13 protein-coding genes are annotated in these 15332 nt (G+C 68.2%); 7 read left to right on the forward strand and 6 right to left on the reverse strand.

Annotation, left to right across the window (positions count from 1 at the left end; genetic code table 11):
• Nucleotides 1-14 precede the first annotated feature (14 nt).
• On the reverse strand, nt 15-1808 hold the full coding sequence (locus LGN19_RS30695; RefSeq protein WP_226218918.1) for a phospholipase D-like domain-containing protein: 1794 nt from the start codon (nt 1806-1808) through the stop codon (nt 15-17).
• 105 nt (nt 1809-1913) lie between these two features.
• Entirely contained in the window at nt 1914-2672 is a 759-nt protein-coding gene (locus LGN19_RS30700) for a DeoR/GlpR family DNA-binding transcription regulator (RefSeq protein WP_226218919.1), read from the reverse strand.
• Nucleotides 2673-2880: 208 nt separating this feature from the next.
• On the opposite strand from LGN19_RS30700, the gene LGN19_RS30705 reads away from it, so the two are divergent.
• The 3 genes from LGN19_RS30705 to nadE all read left to right on the forward strand — a co-directional run bounded on the left by LGN19_RS30705 (nt 2881) and on the right by nadE (nt 5209).
• The gene (locus tag LGN19_RS30705) at nt 2881-3066 is read left to right on the forward strand and encodes a hypothetical protein (protein WP_006480515.1); all 186 of its coding nucleotides are present in this window, start codon (nt 2881-2883) and stop codon (nt 3064-3066) included.
• 186 nt (nt 3067-3252) lie between these two features.
• Complete coding sequence (locus tag LGN19_RS30710) at nt 3253-4122, forward strand: DMT family transporter (protein ID WP_226218921.1); 870 nt, start codon at nt 3253-3255, stop codon at nt 4120-4122.
• A 238-nt stretch (nt 4123-4360) separates the two neighbouring features.
• Nucleotides 4361-5209, forward strand: coding sequence for an ammonia-dependent NAD(+) synthetase (gene nadE / locus LGN19_RS30715; protein WP_122948040.1), 849 nt, complete (start codon nt 4361-4363; stop codon nt 5207-5209).
• Nucleotides 5210-5284: 75 nt separating this feature from the next.
• On the opposite strand, the gene LGN19_RS30720 is transcribed toward nadE, so the two are convergent.
• From LGN19_RS30720 to LGN19_RS30730, 3 genes are all read right to left on the reverse strand, one after another.
• Nucleotides 5285-6961, reverse strand: coding sequence for a S10 family peptidase (locus LGN19_RS30720; RefSeq protein ID WP_122948041.1), 1677 nt, complete (start codon nt 6959-6961; stop codon nt 5285-5287).
• Between the two features lie 75 nt (nt 6962-7036).
• The gene (locus LGN19_RS30725; protein ID WP_226218924.1) at nt 7037-8641 is read right to left on the reverse strand and encodes a protease pro-enzyme activation domain-containing protein; all 1605 of its coding nucleotides are present in this window, start codon (nt 8639-8641) and stop codon (nt 7037-7039) included.
• 256 nt (nt 8642-8897) lie between these two features.
• Complete coding sequence (locus tag LGN19_RS30730; RefSeq protein WP_027790530.1) at nt 8898-9524, reverse strand: LysE family translocator; 627 nt, start codon at nt 9522-9524, stop codon at nt 8898-8900.
• A gap of 134 nt (nt 9525-9658) precedes the next feature.
• Here LGN19_RS30730 and LGN19_RS30735 point away from each other — a divergent pair, with 134 nt between their 5' ends.
• Complete coding sequence (locus LGN19_RS30735; RefSeq protein WP_226218926.1) at nt 9659-10123, forward strand: Lrp/AsnC family transcriptional regulator; 465 nt, start codon at nt 9659-9661, stop codon at nt 10121-10123.
• Between the two features lie 126 nt (nt 10124-10249).
• Here the strand turns inward: LGN19_RS30735 and LGN19_RS30740 are convergent, their stop codons facing one another.
• Nucleotides 10250-11161 carry a LysR family transcriptional regulator gene (locus LGN19_RS30740; protein ID WP_043181461.1) on the reverse strand — a complete coding sequence of 304 codons (912 nt, stop codon included), beginning with the start codon at nt 11159-11161 and terminating at the stop codon, nt 10250-10252.
• Between the two features lie 138 nt (nt 11162-11299).
• Here LGN19_RS30740 and speB point away from each other — a divergent pair, with 138 nt between their 5' ends.
• The 3 genes from speB to LGN19_RS30755 all read left to right on the forward strand — a co-directional run bounded on the left by speB (nt 11300) and on the right by LGN19_RS30755 (nt 15320).
• Entirely contained in the window at nt 11300-12256 is a 957-nt protein-coding gene (gene speB / locus LGN19_RS30745) for an agmatinase (RefSeq protein WP_122948043.1), read from the forward strand.
• Between the two features lie 54 nt (nt 12257-12310).
• Nucleotides 12311-13639 (forward strand): MFS transporter, encoded by a 1329-nt coding sequence (locus LGN19_RS30750; protein ID WP_226218928.1) that lies wholly within the window; start codon nt 12311-12313, stop codon nt 13637-13639.
• A 172-nt stretch (nt 13640-13811) separates the two neighbouring features.
• A complete protein-coding gene (locus LGN19_RS30755) occupies nt 13812-15320 on the forward strand; it encodes a purine-cytosine permease family protein (protein ID WP_226218930.1) in 1509 nt (502 codons plus the stop codon).
• The last annotated feature ends 12 nt before the right edge of the window (nt 15321-15332 follow it).

A 15332-nucleotide genomic window follows, 5' to 3' on the forward strand; every position in this document is an offset into this window, starting at 1 on the left:
CGCGCGCTCATGCGTCAGTCCGTCGGCGCGGTCGACGCCAGTGCGATCCGCGCTTTCTCTTCCGGGCTTCCCGCCACGTAATACTTCTTCGCCCAGCTCGAATCGGGCGCCAGCGCGAGCCGTGCATGCGCGCCCGTGCCCCCGTCCGTGCCGTGCTGCTTCGCATTGATCGTCAGTGCCCGCGCGCGATAGTGCTCGTAAAGCCGCAGGAATTCCGCGAGATAGATCGCCGCGATGCGCGGGTCGCGGATCTCGAGCAGGTTCTCGTCGTTGAACTGCTCGGAGTTGCGGCTCATGTTCGCCGAGCCCGTATAGACGACCGGATGCGCGCCCTCCGCATCGATCACGATGAACTTGTGGTGGATCACGACGGGCGGAAAGGCCGGCGCCGGTTCCCCCGGGAACAGGCGCAATTCGGGCTCGAAACCCTGCGGCACGGTGGCCGGCGAGAAATACGCGGCATCGATCACGTCATGGTTGTCGCGGCTGCGGTGGTACAGCTCGAGGTTCGCGAGCGTCGCCGCATCGAGCGTCTGGCCGGCCTGCTGCTCGGCATCGGCCTTCGTCGCGCTGCCGACGTTGATCTTGTTCACCAGCCCGAACATCATCAGCCCGCGGTCGCCGGCCGCGAAGCACGCGTCGCGCAGCGCCGCGTCGGTCGGCATGAACAGGCAGAACGACACCGAATGCTTCGCGGCCGCGATCGCGGCGACGATCGTGTCGATCTCGGTGCGCTGCCCCGCCGGCTCCGGCGAAAACGCGAGCCGCACCTGCGCACTGCCGATCGTCATCGGTTCCGACCAGCCCGGCGACAGCTTCGCCGTCTCCGCGATCGACGGATTCCCGGCCAATGCATGCGCACGCGCGTTGTACAGCGCGGCAAGCGCGGGCGAATCGAACGCGTGCAGCACGTTCGCCTGCTCCGTGAGCCCCTCGGTCGTGAAGTTCGCGGAGCCGGTCAGCACGCGCGCGGGCACCGGGTTCGACGACGCATCGGTCACGATGAACTTGTCGTGCATGATGTGCGTCTTGTCGCGCGGCGCAAGCGTCGCGAGACCCTGCAGCGCCTCGACGGCCGGCTGGTTCGGCGACGGCAACGGCGGCTTGCCCTTGCGCGCCGTCGTGTGCGCGTCGTAGACGATCGCGAGCGACGCTTCGCCGTGCTGGCGTCCGAACGCTTCGAACGCGGGCAGCGCCCACAGCGTGTCGGTCAGGTGATAGACGGCCGACGCCGCGCGCGACGCGGGGTCAAGCATCTCCGCGAACACCTGCTCCATGTCGTTCGCGAGCCACGTGCGCAGCTTCAGCGCCTGCGCGTCGCTCGGCGCCGCATTCGGCGCGAGGCCCAGCGCCGCGACCTGCTTCGCGAAGGCCTGCGAGCTGACCACCGCGCGGTTGAACCACGTGCCGATGCCGTCCTCGATGTGCGCGGGCAGCACCACGTCGCACACGCCGGCTTGCGCGTCGAGCACCTGCAGGTTCGCCGGCGTGCCGACGACCGGATACACGTCATAGCGGAACGACGCGCCGCGGTCCTGCGGATCGATGCGCGCATCCCACCACATGAATTTCTGGATCGGCGCCTGGTCGGTCGGCGCGTCGCCCTGCGTGTGCGCGGCCGGGCCGTCGAACGTCAGGCGGTTCGGCAACCAGCTGTTCGGCGCGCGCGTCTTGCCGTCGGCCGACCAGAAGCCCGGCGTGCGCCGGATCGCGAAGCCGAGGAAATCGGACCGCGACGCCGCATCGGGCCAGTCGAAGGCCAGCAGGACCAGGGTAGGGGAAAGATAGCTGCGCACGCTGACGGTCATTCGTTGCTCCCTGGCCTGGCGGCCGGTCGAGGTGAATGGGTCAGTCTTGACGGCGGTTCTTCCCTGGGGATGACGGTTCGATGAACCTTGTATGTCGGACGCGCGTCAGTCGCACACGAGCAGTTCGATCCCGCGCGCGGTCAGCGCACGGCGCACGGCCTTGTCGGGCGCGCGTTCGGTCACGAGATAGCGGGCGGCGGCCGTGCCGTTGATCCGCACCGGCGTCACGCGGCCGAATTTCGAATGGTCGGCGACGATCATCGCGGTGCCGGCCGCCGCGATCATCCGGCTGCGCACCTCGGCCGCGAGCCGCGAGTAGTCGGTGCATTCGCCGTCGGGCGTGATGCCGCCGGCGCCGACGAACGCGAAATCGACGTGGTACTGCGCAAGCTGCTGGATCGTGTCGAACCCGAAGGTGGCGTCCTCGTCGTCGGACAACTCGCCGCCGAGCAGCGTCACGCGGTTGCCGTTGCGCCGGGCGAGCACGAACGCGGTGCGCCAGTCGTTCGTGTAGATCGACAGCCGGTGCCGGTCGGTGAGCGCGAGCGCAACCGCATGCGGCGTGCTGCCCGAATCGATCAGCACCGACGCATCGTCTGGCACGAATTCGGCCGCGCGCCGCCCGATCGTGCGCTTCGCTTCCGCGTTCGCGGCTTCGCGCTCGGACAGGCTCGGCTCGCGGCGGTCGGCCGCCAGCGCGCCGCCGTGCGTCATCACGAGCAGGCCGCGTGCGGCCAGTGCGTTCAGGTCGCGCCGCACGGTCTCGCGCGACACGTCGAGCGAGCGGACGAGTTCCGCAACCGACAATGCGCCCGACCTTCCAAGCTCCGACAGGATGAATTGATGACGTTGTTCCGCCAGCATCGCGTGTGCGCCCGAGGCGACTGGTAATGGGTAAGCCGCCCATTGTATTACGGCCGTTTGACCGGCATTTGACTGCGGCGGGAAACCTGCCGGGCCGCGTTTCCCGAAAGCGAAATTCTGTATTGCCTGACGCGCGCGAATCGACGCGGCGCCGGTTGCTACACTTTGCGCTTCGCCGAATGACAGACCAAGCAAAGGGGCTCGCGCCATGTATCGCAAAGGCAGTGTGATCGAAATCCAGTTTCCGCCCGAACGTCTCAACGACGCGGCCGGCGATCCGTACTGGATCGACCTGACGCTCGACGAGGCGCGCCGGCTCTACGAACAGCTCGCCGCGCGCTTCGCGACCGACGCACGCGCGAACCAGCCGCTCGACACGTTCTCGATCGACTGATCCCGCGGCTTCGCGCTCGCCCGCTCCGCATGCGGGGCGGGCCCCTCTCCTTCCCCCGGCCCGGCCCGCCCAGGCGGCCGCATGCGCGGTACGCATGAGTGCAGGATTCGACAAGACGCCGGCCTCGCTTCCCCCGATACTGGCTGGCTTTACGATTCTGTCCGGCCGCCTCGCGGCCCGCCACGCATGCTGACCTCGATCGTCGCCGCGGCCTTCGTCGCACTCTGGTCCACCGGCTTCATCGTTGCGCGGGCAATCAAGCCCTACGCCGATCCCAACCTGTTCCTGCTCGCGCGTTTCGCGGGCACGGCCGCGCTATTCGGCGCGGTGGCGCTCGTCGCGCGCGCACCGTGGCCGGCCCGGCGCGAATGGCCACGCCACCTGATCGCGGGCGCGCTGCTGCAGGGCGTCTATCTCGGCGCGAGCTACTGGGCCGTCGCGCAAGGGCTGAACGCGGGTGTCATGGCGCTGCTCGGCGCGCTGCAGCCGCTCGCCACCGCCGTGCTGGCCGTCCCGCTGTTCAACGAGCGCCTGCCCGCGCGCGGCTGGCTCGGGATGGCGCTCGGGCTCGCCGGCGTCGCGCTCGTGCTGGCGCCGAAGGTCACCGGCGGCGTCGCGCCGCCGCCGGGCGCCGCGCCGGCATGGCTCGTCGTCGCCGTCTCGGTGCTCGCGGTCGGGTCGATCACCGCCGGCTCGCTGTACCAGAAAGGCAAGCTCGCGCAGAGCGACCTGCGCACGGCCGTTGCCGTCCAGAACTTCGGTGCGGCCATCGTCGCGGCGATCTTCGTCGCGCTGCTGCACGAGACGCGCTGGATCGGCGCGCCGACGCTATGGGTGTCGCTCGTGTGGGGCGTCGTGTTCCTGTCCGGCGGCGCGGTCACGATGCTGATGTGGATGCTGCGGCGCGGCAACGCCGCGCGCGCGACCTCGCTGCTGTTCCTCGCGCCGCCGCTGGCCGCGCTGCAGGGCTACTGGCTGTTCGGCGAAACGCTTGCGGCGATCCAGCTCGCCGGCTTCGCGCTCGCGCTGGTGGGCGTCGTGCTCGCGCGACGCTGACGCGCCCGACCTGGGGGCTCATGCGGCCGCGCCCACACCGGCCAACACGCACACCGAATGCCGGCCGTGCGAACGCCCATCGCGAGGCAGCCTGCACCCGCTCGGCGCACCGTGCACCACGGCGATGCACCCCGTCTCGCCGAAGCAACGCGACATCGCCGGATCGCACGCCCGGCACGGCGCCGCGCCGCGATTGCGCTTATGATGGGCGCCTTGATTTCGTTCCGGAACTCCCTTCATGACATCCGCCGATTACGCCAGCCGCCAACGCGCGATCATTGCCGAACTGAACGTCGCCCCGCAATTCGACGCCGAGGCCGAGATCGCCCGCCGCGTCGAATTCCTCGCGCAATACCTGCGTTCGACCGGCCTGCGGACCTACGTGCTCGGCATCAGCGGCGGCGTCGATTCGTCGACGGCCGGCCGGCTCGCGCAACTGGCGGTCGAGCGCCTGCGCGCCGATGGCTACGATGCCCGCTTCATTGCCATGCGCTTGCCGAACGGCGTGCAGAACGACGAAGCCGACGCGCAGCGCGCGCTCGCGTTCATCCGCGCGGACGAGGAACTGACCGTCAACGTGAAGCCGGCCGCCGATGCGATGCTCGGCGCACTGGCCGCGTCCGGCCATGCGTTCGAGACGCCGGCGCAGCAGGACTTCGTGCACGGCAACGTCAAGGCCCGCGAGCGCATGATCGCGCAGTACGCGGTGGCCGGGGCGCGGCGCGGCATCGTGATCGGCACCGATCACGCGGCCGAGTCGCTGATGGGTTTCTTCACGAAGTTCGGTGACGGCGGCGCGGACATCCTGCCGCTCGCGGGGCTGAACAAGCGTCGCGTGCGCGCGGTGGCCCGTGCGCTCGGCGGCGAGGAGCTGATCGTGATGAAGGTGCCGACGGCCGACCTCGAGGAACTGCGCCCGCTGCGCCCCGACGAGCACGCCTATGGCGTCACCTACGACGAGATCGACGATTTCCTCGAAGGCAAGGCGGTGAGCGACCACGTGTACGAGACGGTGCTGCGCTTCTACGACGCTTCGCGCCACAAGCGCGCGCTGCCGTACACGCCGTTCGACTGGCCGACCGCATAAGCCGGCCGCCTCGGCTGGACAATACGGCCGCGCGCACCGCAACGGCTGCGCGCGGCGTACTCCCGACGGGCAACGCTACGCGTGCCCGCCCGTCTTCGACGCCTGCAACGCGCGAATCCGCATCCGCGCGCCCGTATCGCTGACCGTCGCGTCGTACATCGTTGCGAGATCGCGCTTGAGCGCGGTACGCGAGCCGCCGTCGAGATACACCATGTGCCCCGACGGATAGAAACGCGCGGACAGGTTCTGCCGCACCTTCTGATCCTCGAGCGGCATCTGCTGCAGGTCGATCACGGTCTGGTAGAACGGCGTGACGAAATCGTAGAAGCCGTTCGCCGACAGCACCTTCAGGTCGACGTTCAGCGCCATCACCGCGGCGAGATCGCCGGCCGTATAGAGAATCACGTTCCCCTGCGCATCGATGCCCTGCTGCGCGCCGGTCGGGTCGATGTGGCTGAAATCCCAGTTCTGGAACGCCTGGTCGTTCAGGTCGGTGAACGCGGAATTCGACGTGAACTTCAGCTGCTCGTTCAGGTAGCTGTTCCACATCGCCGTATAGACGCCCGTCACGGCCGTCATCGTCGGATCGTTGCCGCCCGAATTCGGGTCGATCTTGCCGGCGATCCCCGACGAGATCCCGGTCACGCGGCCGTCGTACGAGCCGAGCGCGAGCCCCTGCGCATGCAGCAGCGTCGTCAGGAACAGCGAATTGCCGCGCGTGTCGTAGCCGGCGATGTTGAGACTCCACGATTGCAGCGTCGCGGCATCGATGCCCGTGTATTGCGACAGCTTCTGCACGGCGGCCGGGTCCGCATGCGGGACCGTGCGCAACGCGTTCAGGTAGTCGGTGCGCGAAAACTGCGCGACTTCCTCGACGAACGCGCCGAGATCGGTCGGTGCCGGCGTGACGCCGAGTTTCTTGTGATACCACGCGTCGGCCGCCGCGGTCGGCAGCGCGCCGACCGGGTTGCCGGCCTGCCGATAGTCGAGGATCGACGATTGCAGCGTGACGCCGTTCAGGTCGACGCCGTCCTCGTGCAGCTTGTACGCGAGCACGCAACTGCGCGCGGTGCCATACGATTCGCCGAACAGGTACTTCGGCGAATTCCAGCGGTTGTTCTTCGTCAGGTAGCGCTTGATGAACTGCTTCAGCGAATCCGCATCCTGGTCGACGCCCCAGAAGTTGCGGTTCTTGTTCGGCGCGACGGCCGCCGAATAGCCGGTGCCGACCGGGTTGATGAACACCAGGTCGCTGTGGTCGATCATGCTGTCCGGGTTGTCTTCCATCTGGTACGGCGCGGGCGGCGTGAACCCCGGCATCGACGTCTTGATGCGCTTCGGCGCGAACGAGCCCAGCAGCACGAACACCGACGACGAGCCCGGCCCGCCGTTATAGAAGAAGGTCACGGGCCGCGTTTCTTCCTTCGCGCCATCGGCCGTGAACGCGACGTAGAAGAGCTTCGCGGCGGGCTGCGAACTGCTCGGGTCGACCGTCACGAGATGGCCGGCCGTCGCCGTGTAGGCGATGCGCTTCCCGTCGATCAGGATCGTGTGATGCGTGATCGCGGCCGCCTCGGTCGTGTCGGTCACCGAGTCGTCGGGGCCGTTGCCGTACGCCACCGGATCGAAGAACGGCTGGTCGCGGCCGTGGCTGAGCGCGACCGGGTTGATGGTCGGCGGCACGCCATGCGAGTTGTGGTCGCCGTGATGCAGCGGATACACGCCGCCGGAAGATGCGGAATCGATGCCCATCGTGCTGCTCCTGGAGGTGAGAAAAAGGCGCGGGCAGGCAGCCCGCGCCATACGGAAAGACGTGTCCCGCGGCCGTCAGCTCGACGGCTTGCGCGTCAGGATCGCGGCGAGCTGCGCGCCGTTCGGGCTGCCGAGGCCCGTGCACGCATCCCAACCCTGCGCCGCCGCATACGTGCCGTTCGAGCCCTGCGTGATGTCGCGCAGCGCGCCCGGATTCTTGTAGAGCACCGGGTTGACCCAGCCGGCAGTCGCACCGCCCGCCGCACTCGCCGCCGCATTGATCCGCGCGATCAGCGCGGCCCACAGCGGCGCGACCGCGCTCGTGCCCCCCATCACCGTGGCCGTGCCCGCGATCGACACTTCGTAGCCCGTCTGCGGCGACGCATCGCCGGCGACGTCCGGCACGCCGCGCTTCGCGAGCGGGGTGCTGCTGCCGTCGGCGCGCGTGACGTTCAGCCCCTGCTGCCACACCGGCAGGTCGAACAGCGTGCTGACGCCGCCCCCGCCCGCGCCGCCGCCGGCCGCCTCGTCGTTCCACGTGACCTCGCTGCGGATGCCCTGCCCGGGCAGCGCGTCGAGCTGCGTGCCGCCGCAGCCGAGCACGTACGGGCTCGATGCCGGGAAGTCGACATGATCGGCGCCGTCCTGCAGCCCGTCGCCCGAGCCGCTGTCGCCCGATGCCGCGCACACCGTGATGCCCTGCGCGGCCGCCGCCTGCAACACGCGGTTGAATGCCTGCGCGGACTGCGTCTGCCAGATCGCCTCCGGGCCGCCCCAGCTGATCGAGATTACCGACGGCTTGTTGGTCGTGTCGCTGACGGCCGCGTTGACAGCCTGGATGAAGCCCGCGTCGCTGTTCGGCGCGAAGTACACGGCGATCTTCGCGGCCGGCGCGATCGCGCCGGCGATCTCGATGTCGAGCGCGACTTCGCCGTCCGGGCCGCTCGGGTCGCCGGTCGGCGTGTTGCGGCCGGTGCCGACGTTCACGTCGACGAGCGTCGGCGGCGTCGTGATGCCGAGCCCGCGGAAATACTGCTGGATGTCGGCCGCGCGGTAGCCGCCGCCGAGCTCGATGATCGCGATGCACTGCCCGGCGCCGTCGCCGGCCGGAAAGCCGTACAGCGATGCCAGCTGGATCGGGGTGAACGTGACGCCCGCCGCGCCGCCGCGCGCGGGCTTGAACGGCGGCCGCAGCCGGAAATGCGGCCGCGCCTGCGGACGGCTGTCGAGGCCGAGCACGGCCGTGACGGCGTCGCCGAGATCGTCGGGCAGCGCGATCGGGCCGGAGCGGCCGCGATACTGGCCGATCGACTGGTGCTCGAAGCGCTCGAGCTTGACGCCGAACGCGGCTTCGAACTGCTGGATCGTGCCGGACAGCACGACGACGCTTTCGACCGGATCGACGCGATCGACCGTCAGCTGGTGACGACGTGCGAAGTCCTCGGCCTTGCGAATGTCGTCGGGATTGGCGGAAAAGCGTTGCGCGAAGGTTGCGCGCGACACCGGTTTCGCTTGCGCGTCGCCGGTGGCGAGCTGGTGAAGCAGCGTATCGAGTTGCCCTTCTTCCTGCCGCCGCAACATGATCGTGACGTGGATGCGTTCTGCCGGATCGCACGGGCCGAGGCACTTGGACTCGGCGACGATTCGGGGTTCACGGTCGGCGTGAAGATGCCTTGCCATGTTCAGACCCTCCTTGGTACCGCGTTGCACGGAACAACCAGGAAATCGGACAGGGCCGGCGGGAGACGGTTCCGTTCGGTCGGTCGGGTTCGCAGCAGCGCGAAGTAACAGGGAGTTTAGAACAGTCAGACGATTTGCGCGCACGCTCTTCTGCGACGGGGCGCACGCGCGGGCCGGCGTTGCGCACGGCCTTCATCCGGTACGGCGACGCGCGACGCGCCGCGCGACCTGCGCCGGCGCGTCGCCGCCTCGGTACTCAATCCATCGACAGGCGCAGCGCGAAGCCGATCAGTGCGGCGGAAAACGTCCAGCGCTGCACCGTCTGCGCGAGCGGATGCGCACGCATCCACGCAGCGATCCGCGACGCGCCGAACACGCACGCGAGGTCGAAGCACACGCCGGCCGCCACCAGCAGCGCGCCCAGCTCGAACATCTGCAACACGACCGGCCCGGCCTCGGGGCGCACGAACTGCGGCAGCAGCACCGAGCAGAACAGCAGCGCCTTCGGGTTCAGCAGGTTGGTGAGCAGGCCCTTCACGAACGACTGGCGCAGCTCGCCTGCGGTGGCCGCCGCGTCACCATCGCCAAGCGCGAACACGGGTGAACGAAACACCTGGATCGCGACATAGGCGAGATAGAGCGCGCCGCCGTAGCGGATCACTTCGTACAGCCACGGCGCGCTGCGGATCAGCGCGGCGACGCCGCAGGCGGACAGCGTCACGTGCGCGGTGCGCGCGAGCGACAGCCCGGCGGCCGCCGCCATCCCCGGCCGCACGCCGCGGCCAATGCTGGTCTGCAACACCAGCGCCATGTCCGGCCCCGGCACCGCATAGATGGCCGCCAGCGCGGCGAGATAAATCAACAGCAAATGCGTGGAAATCATGGTCTGCCCCTGTCCTCTTACGACGATATGTTGCCGCCAGAGTGCGAGGGATTATTGGCCATCTTTGGTTCAGGATTGGCGATCCTTAGGGGAATCCGCCACAATCAAGAAATCCAGACAAGGATTCCGCCAACATGACCGAACTCGACAAAACCGACCGCGCAATCCTCGCCGCAGTGCAGCGCGATGGCCGCCTGCCGATCGCGCGCCTCGCCGATTCCGTGGGCCTCTCCGAGACGCCCTGCGCGCGGCGCCTGAAGCGCCTCGAAAACGACGGCTACATCGAGCGCTACCGCGCGCAGTTGTCACGCCAGGCGCTCGGTTTCGGCGTCGTTGCGTTCGTGCTCGTGCGGTTCGCGACGCACGATCGCAAGACCGCCGACCGCTTCGAACGGGAAGTGCTCGGCATCGAGCGGATCCTGGCGTGCCACAACGTGGCGGGCACGGCCGACTATCTGCTGCAGATCGTGGCGCGCGATCTCGACGACTACGGCACGTTCGTGCGCGAATCGTTGCGGATGCTGCCGGGCGTCACGTCGATCGAATCGGCGCTGTCACTGCGCGAGGTCAAGCATGACGCGGGGTTGCCGGTGCCGTGATGCCGGCAGGCGGATGGCGCACCCACGCCGAACCGGGCACCCGATTCGTCACTTCGACGCCAATCGATGTGGGCCGCATCGGGCCGCGCCCCCGCAACACTCGTTCACATTGTTGAGGCCAGCGGCCTACGCGATGTCGGGCGGCTGGTGCGCGCGTTCGAGATCCTCGAGAAACGCTTCCACGAGCGGATTGCCGCGCCCGTTGCGCGCGACGACCATGTGGAACGTCACGTCGTAGCGCAGTTGCTCCGGATTGAGCGGCGTGAGCAGCCCCTGCGCGACATACGGCGCCGCGAAGTGCTGCGGCAGGTAGCCGAGGTGGTGGCCGGACAGGATCAGCAGCGCGACGGCCTCCATGTTGTCGGCGGTCGCGGTCACGCGGTCGGGCGTTGTCGACATCTGCGCTTCGGGCAGCGGATACGAGCGCCACGCCCATTCGAAGCCCGCGACGTCGGCCGGCGTCAGCGCGCCGGCGCCGTCGAACAGCGGATGGCCGCGGCCGCAGTACGCGACCTGGCGCTCGATGAACAGCGGCGTGTAGTGCAGCGACGGCACCCGGTGCCAGAAGTAACCGACCGCGATCTGGATCTCGTCGCTCAGCAGCTTCTCCTCGAGATCGCCCGGCGCGCGCACGGAGATCGAGAAGCGCACGGCCTCGTCGCGGGTGCGGAACGCGGCGATCGCCTCGGCGATCCGCGCGTTCTGGCTCACCGGCGTATGGCCGATCAGGCCGATGTGCAGCGTGCCGACCAGTTGGCGGTCCATATGCCGCGCGGCCATCCCGAATTCGTCGAGTGCGGCGAGCAGCTTGCGGCTCATCGCATGGAACCGCTCGCCCTTCGGCGTGAGCCGGAAGCCGCTGCGGCCGCGCTCGCAGAGCCGGTAGCCGAGCCGCGTCTCGAGCGACGACAGCTGCGCGCTGATCGTCGACTGCCCGACGTTCAGCACGGCCTGCGCGGCCGATACGCCGCCCGCGTCCGTGACCGCGAGAAATACGCGGATCAACCGCAGATCGAGGGTCGACAGATTCCCCAGCACGCTCATCCCCTTCCATACATCGATGAAAATCGATGTTTACGTCGATATCTTCGCATTCTTCTTTCCCGGCGGAGCGCGTAAAACTGTGCGCCAAGCCGCGTCGCATGATACGGCAACCCCACATCGGAAGAGACAGCCATGAACGACCACACCCATTTCCAGCCGCTCGGCGGCAATGAAATGCCGCGCTGCGGCGGCATCGCGACGATGATGCGCCTGCCGCACGTGGCGAGCGCCGAAGGCCTCGACGCCTGTTTCGTCGGCGTGCCGTTCGATCTCGGCACCTCCAACCGCACCGGCGCGCGCTTCGGCCCGCGCCAGATCCGCACCGAATCCGTGTTGCTGCGCCCGTACAACATGGCTACGCGTGCCGCACCGTTCGATTCGCTGCAGATCGCCGACATCGGCGACGTCGCGATCAATCCGTACAACCTGCACGATTCCATCGCACGCATCGAAGCCGCGTACGACGCGATCCTCGAGCACGACTGCAAGCCGATCACGCTCGGCGGCGACCATACGATCGCGCTGCCGATCCTGCGCGCGATCCACCGCAAGCACGGCAAGGTTGCATTGATCCACGTCGATGCACACGCCGACGTGAACGACACGATGATGGGCGAAAAGATCGCGCACGGCACGCCGTTCCGCCGCGCGGTCGAGGAAGGCCTGCTGCACGGCGACAAGGTCACGCAGATCGGCCTGCGCGGCACCGGTTACGCCGCCGAGGATTTCGACTGGTGCCGCGAACAGGGCTTCCGCGTCGTCCAGGCCGAGGAATGCTGGAACAAGTCGCTCGCGCCGCTGATGGAAGAGGTGCGCGCGCGCGTCGGCGATACGCCCGTCTACATCAGCTTCGACATCGACGGCATCGATCCGGCCTACGCGCCGGGCACCGGCACGCCGGAAATCGCGGGCCTCACGGTGCCGCAGGCGCTCGAGATCATCCGCGGCGCGAAGGGGCTGAACATCGTCGGCTGCGATCTCGTCGAAGTCGCGCCGCCGTACGACCCGTTCGGCACCACGGCGCTGCTCGGCGCGAACCTCGCGTACGAGCTGCTGTGCGTGCTGCCGGGCGTCTCGTACCGCGACTGACCCCGCGCCGACACTTATTCCAAATCAAAGGATTCCAGAGGAGCACATATCAAGATGGGGACTTCCGTCAAGCAACCCAAGCGGGCGGCGCTCGCGTCGTTCGTCGGCACCACGATCGAGTGGTACGACTTCTATAGCTACGCGACCGCCGCCGCCATCGTATTCGGGCCGCTGTTCTTCCCCGGCGAAAACCGCTTCATCAGCCTGCTCGCGTCGTTCGGCTCGTTCGCGGTCGGCTTCTTCGCGCGTCCGCTCGGCGGCGTGATGTTCGGCTACCTCGGCGACCGCTTCGGCCGCAAGCGCTCGCTGCTCGCGACGCTGATGCTGATGGCGGTGTCGACGGTCGCGATCGGCCTGCTGCCGACCCACGCGCAGGCCGGCGTGATCGCACCGGTCCTGCTCGTGCTGATGCGCGTGCTGCAGGGCATCGCGGTCGGCGGCGAATGGGGCGGCGCGGTGCTGCTCGCCGGCGAGCATGCGCCGGAAGGCAAACGCACGTTCTTCGCATCGTTCGCGCAGCTCGGCAGCGCGAGCGGCCTGATCCTGTCGATGCTCGCGTTCGGCGCGATCAGCACGCTGTCGAAGGAAGACATGATGAGCTGGGGCTGGCGCGTGCCGTTCCTCGCGAGTTCCGTACTGCTGATCGTCGGCTTCGTGATCCGTGCGAGCGTGTCGGAATCGCCCGAGTTCGAGGAGGTCAAGAAGAGCGGCAACATCGCGCAAAAGCCGCTGCGCGAAGCACTCAAGTACTGGCCGCTGCTGCTGCTCGCGATCGGCGCGAACGTGTATGGCATCGCCGGCGTGTATTTCAGCAACATCTTCATGATCAGCTACGCGACGCAGTTCCTGTCGCTCGACCGGTCGATGGTGCTGCATTGCATGACGATCGTCGCAGTGCTGCAGTTCGTCGTGCAGCTCGTGGCCGCATTCCTCGCGCAGCGCTTCGGCACCACGCGCGTGCTGCTGATCACCGGCGCATGGGCCGCGATCGTCCCGTTCCTGATGCTGCCGCTCGTGCACATGGGCACGCCGCTGTCGATCACGGTCGGCGTCGGCCTCGCGACGCTCGCGGAATCGGGCTACTACTCGGTGGTCGCCGGCTTCGTCAGCGGCATCTTCGTCGCACGCATCCGCTACACGGCGATCTCGATCGCGTACCAGGTGTGCGGCGCGCTCGCCGGCGGCCTCACGCCGCTCGTCGCGACCATCATCGCGCAGAACACCGCGCCGCAATGGTGGCCGCTCGCGCTCCAGTACACGAGCGCCGCGCTCCTGTCGTCGCTGTGCGTGTGGCTGATCTCGCGGCGTGTGAGCATCGACGACGCGGGCGCGCCGAGCCGGAAGGAAGAAGTGCCGCTGCCGCGCGGCGCGCGCACCGCGTAACGTCCCGCGACGGGCAGGCAACCTCGCCTGCCCGTTTTTCATTAGGCAGCCCGGCGGTGCGCCGCACCGCCTGCCTCACCCCACATTCATCGCCTGCCTCGACGGCGTCGCGGCAGGCGGGCGCACGCGGTCGCCTTGCCGAATCGCGTGCGACCCAGGAGACACGACCGCCATGAACCGCCCCGACACGCTCGATCTCGGCCGCACCGAATCGGCCGGCCTGGCGATCGAGCACCACTCGATCGACTACATTCCGGAACACGAACGCCACGCCAAGCTCGCGAGCCAGGGGCCGTTCTGGTTCCTCGGCAACTTCCATTTCTTCACGATCTCGATCGGCTTCGTCGGGCCCGGTATGGGCCTGTCCGCCGTCTGGACGACGCTCGCGGGCGCGCTCGGGATCATGTTCGGCACGATCTTCATGGCGTTTCACGGCTCGCAGGGCCCCGAGATGGGGCTGCCGCAGATGATCCAGTCTCGTGCGCAGTTCGGCTATCGCGGCGTGATCGTCGCGCTGCTCGCGACGCTGTTCGTGTTCGTCGGCTTCAATGTCGTCAACGTGTCGCTGATGGTCGACGGCGTGCACAACGTGTTCGGGATCGACGGCGGTTTCGTCGCGATCACGGCCGTCGCGACCGGTGCGCTGCTCGCGATCTACGGGCACGACCTGATGCACCGGACCTTCACGTGGGCACTGATCGCGACGCTGCCGCTCTATGGGCTCGTCACGCTCGCGCTCGCGTTCGGTCACGCGGCGCCTGCATCGGGTGTCGCGGCCACGGCCCCCGCCGTCGCACCTGGCTTCAACTGGATCGGGTTCGCCACGCAGTTTGCGATCGCCGCCAGCTACAACATTTCGTATGCACCCTACGTGTCCGACTATTCGCGCTATCTGCCGAAACACACCAGCCGCGCGAAGCTGATCGCGGTGATCTTCGCCGGTGCCTCGCTGTCGGGCACCTGGATGATCGGGCTCGGTGCGTGGCTCGCGCAGAAGCTGCACGCGGCGGACGCGCTGGTCGCGATGAACGACGTCGGCACGTCGCTTGTGCCGGGCCTCGGCAAGCTGATCGCGATCGTTTCGCTCGTCGGCTTCCTGCCAATCATCGCGCTCAACGCATACAGCGCGATGCTGACCGTGCTGACCGGTATCGACTCGATCGTGCCGATCCGGCCGACGCGCCGCGCGCGCGTCGCATCGATCGTCGCGATCAGCACGTTCGTGCTCACGTGCGTGTTCGCGATCCGCGGCAACGGCATCGCGCTGCTGCAAACGTTCCTGACGCTGATGCTCTACTTCCTCGTGCCGTGGACCGCGGTGAACCTCGTCGACTATTTCTTCGTACGACGCGGCCACTATGCGATCGCGCATTTCTTCACGCCGGGCGGCCTGTATGGCGCCTGGCAGCCGCGCGGCATCGTCGCGTACCTGGTCGGCTTCGCGGCGATGGTGCCGTTCTTCTCGATCGTCGATGCCGAGGCGAACCGCGAGATCTTCGTCGGCCCGTTCGCACGCCTGCTCGGTGGCGTGGATATCGCCTGGCTCGTCGGCCTGGTCGTCGCGGGGGCCGTGTACTGGCTACTGTCCCGCTCGCTCGATCTGGACCATGAGCGCCAGGTGATCGCGGCAACGCCGGCCCCTGACGCACTGCCCGGCACGCACGGACACCGGGACATGTGACGTAGCAAGCGG

Source organism: Burkholderia sp. AU30198 (assembly GCF_020419825.1).
Taxonomy (GTDB): domain Bacteria; phylum Pseudomonadota; class Gammaproteobacteria; order Burkholderiales; family Burkholderiaceae; genus Burkholderia.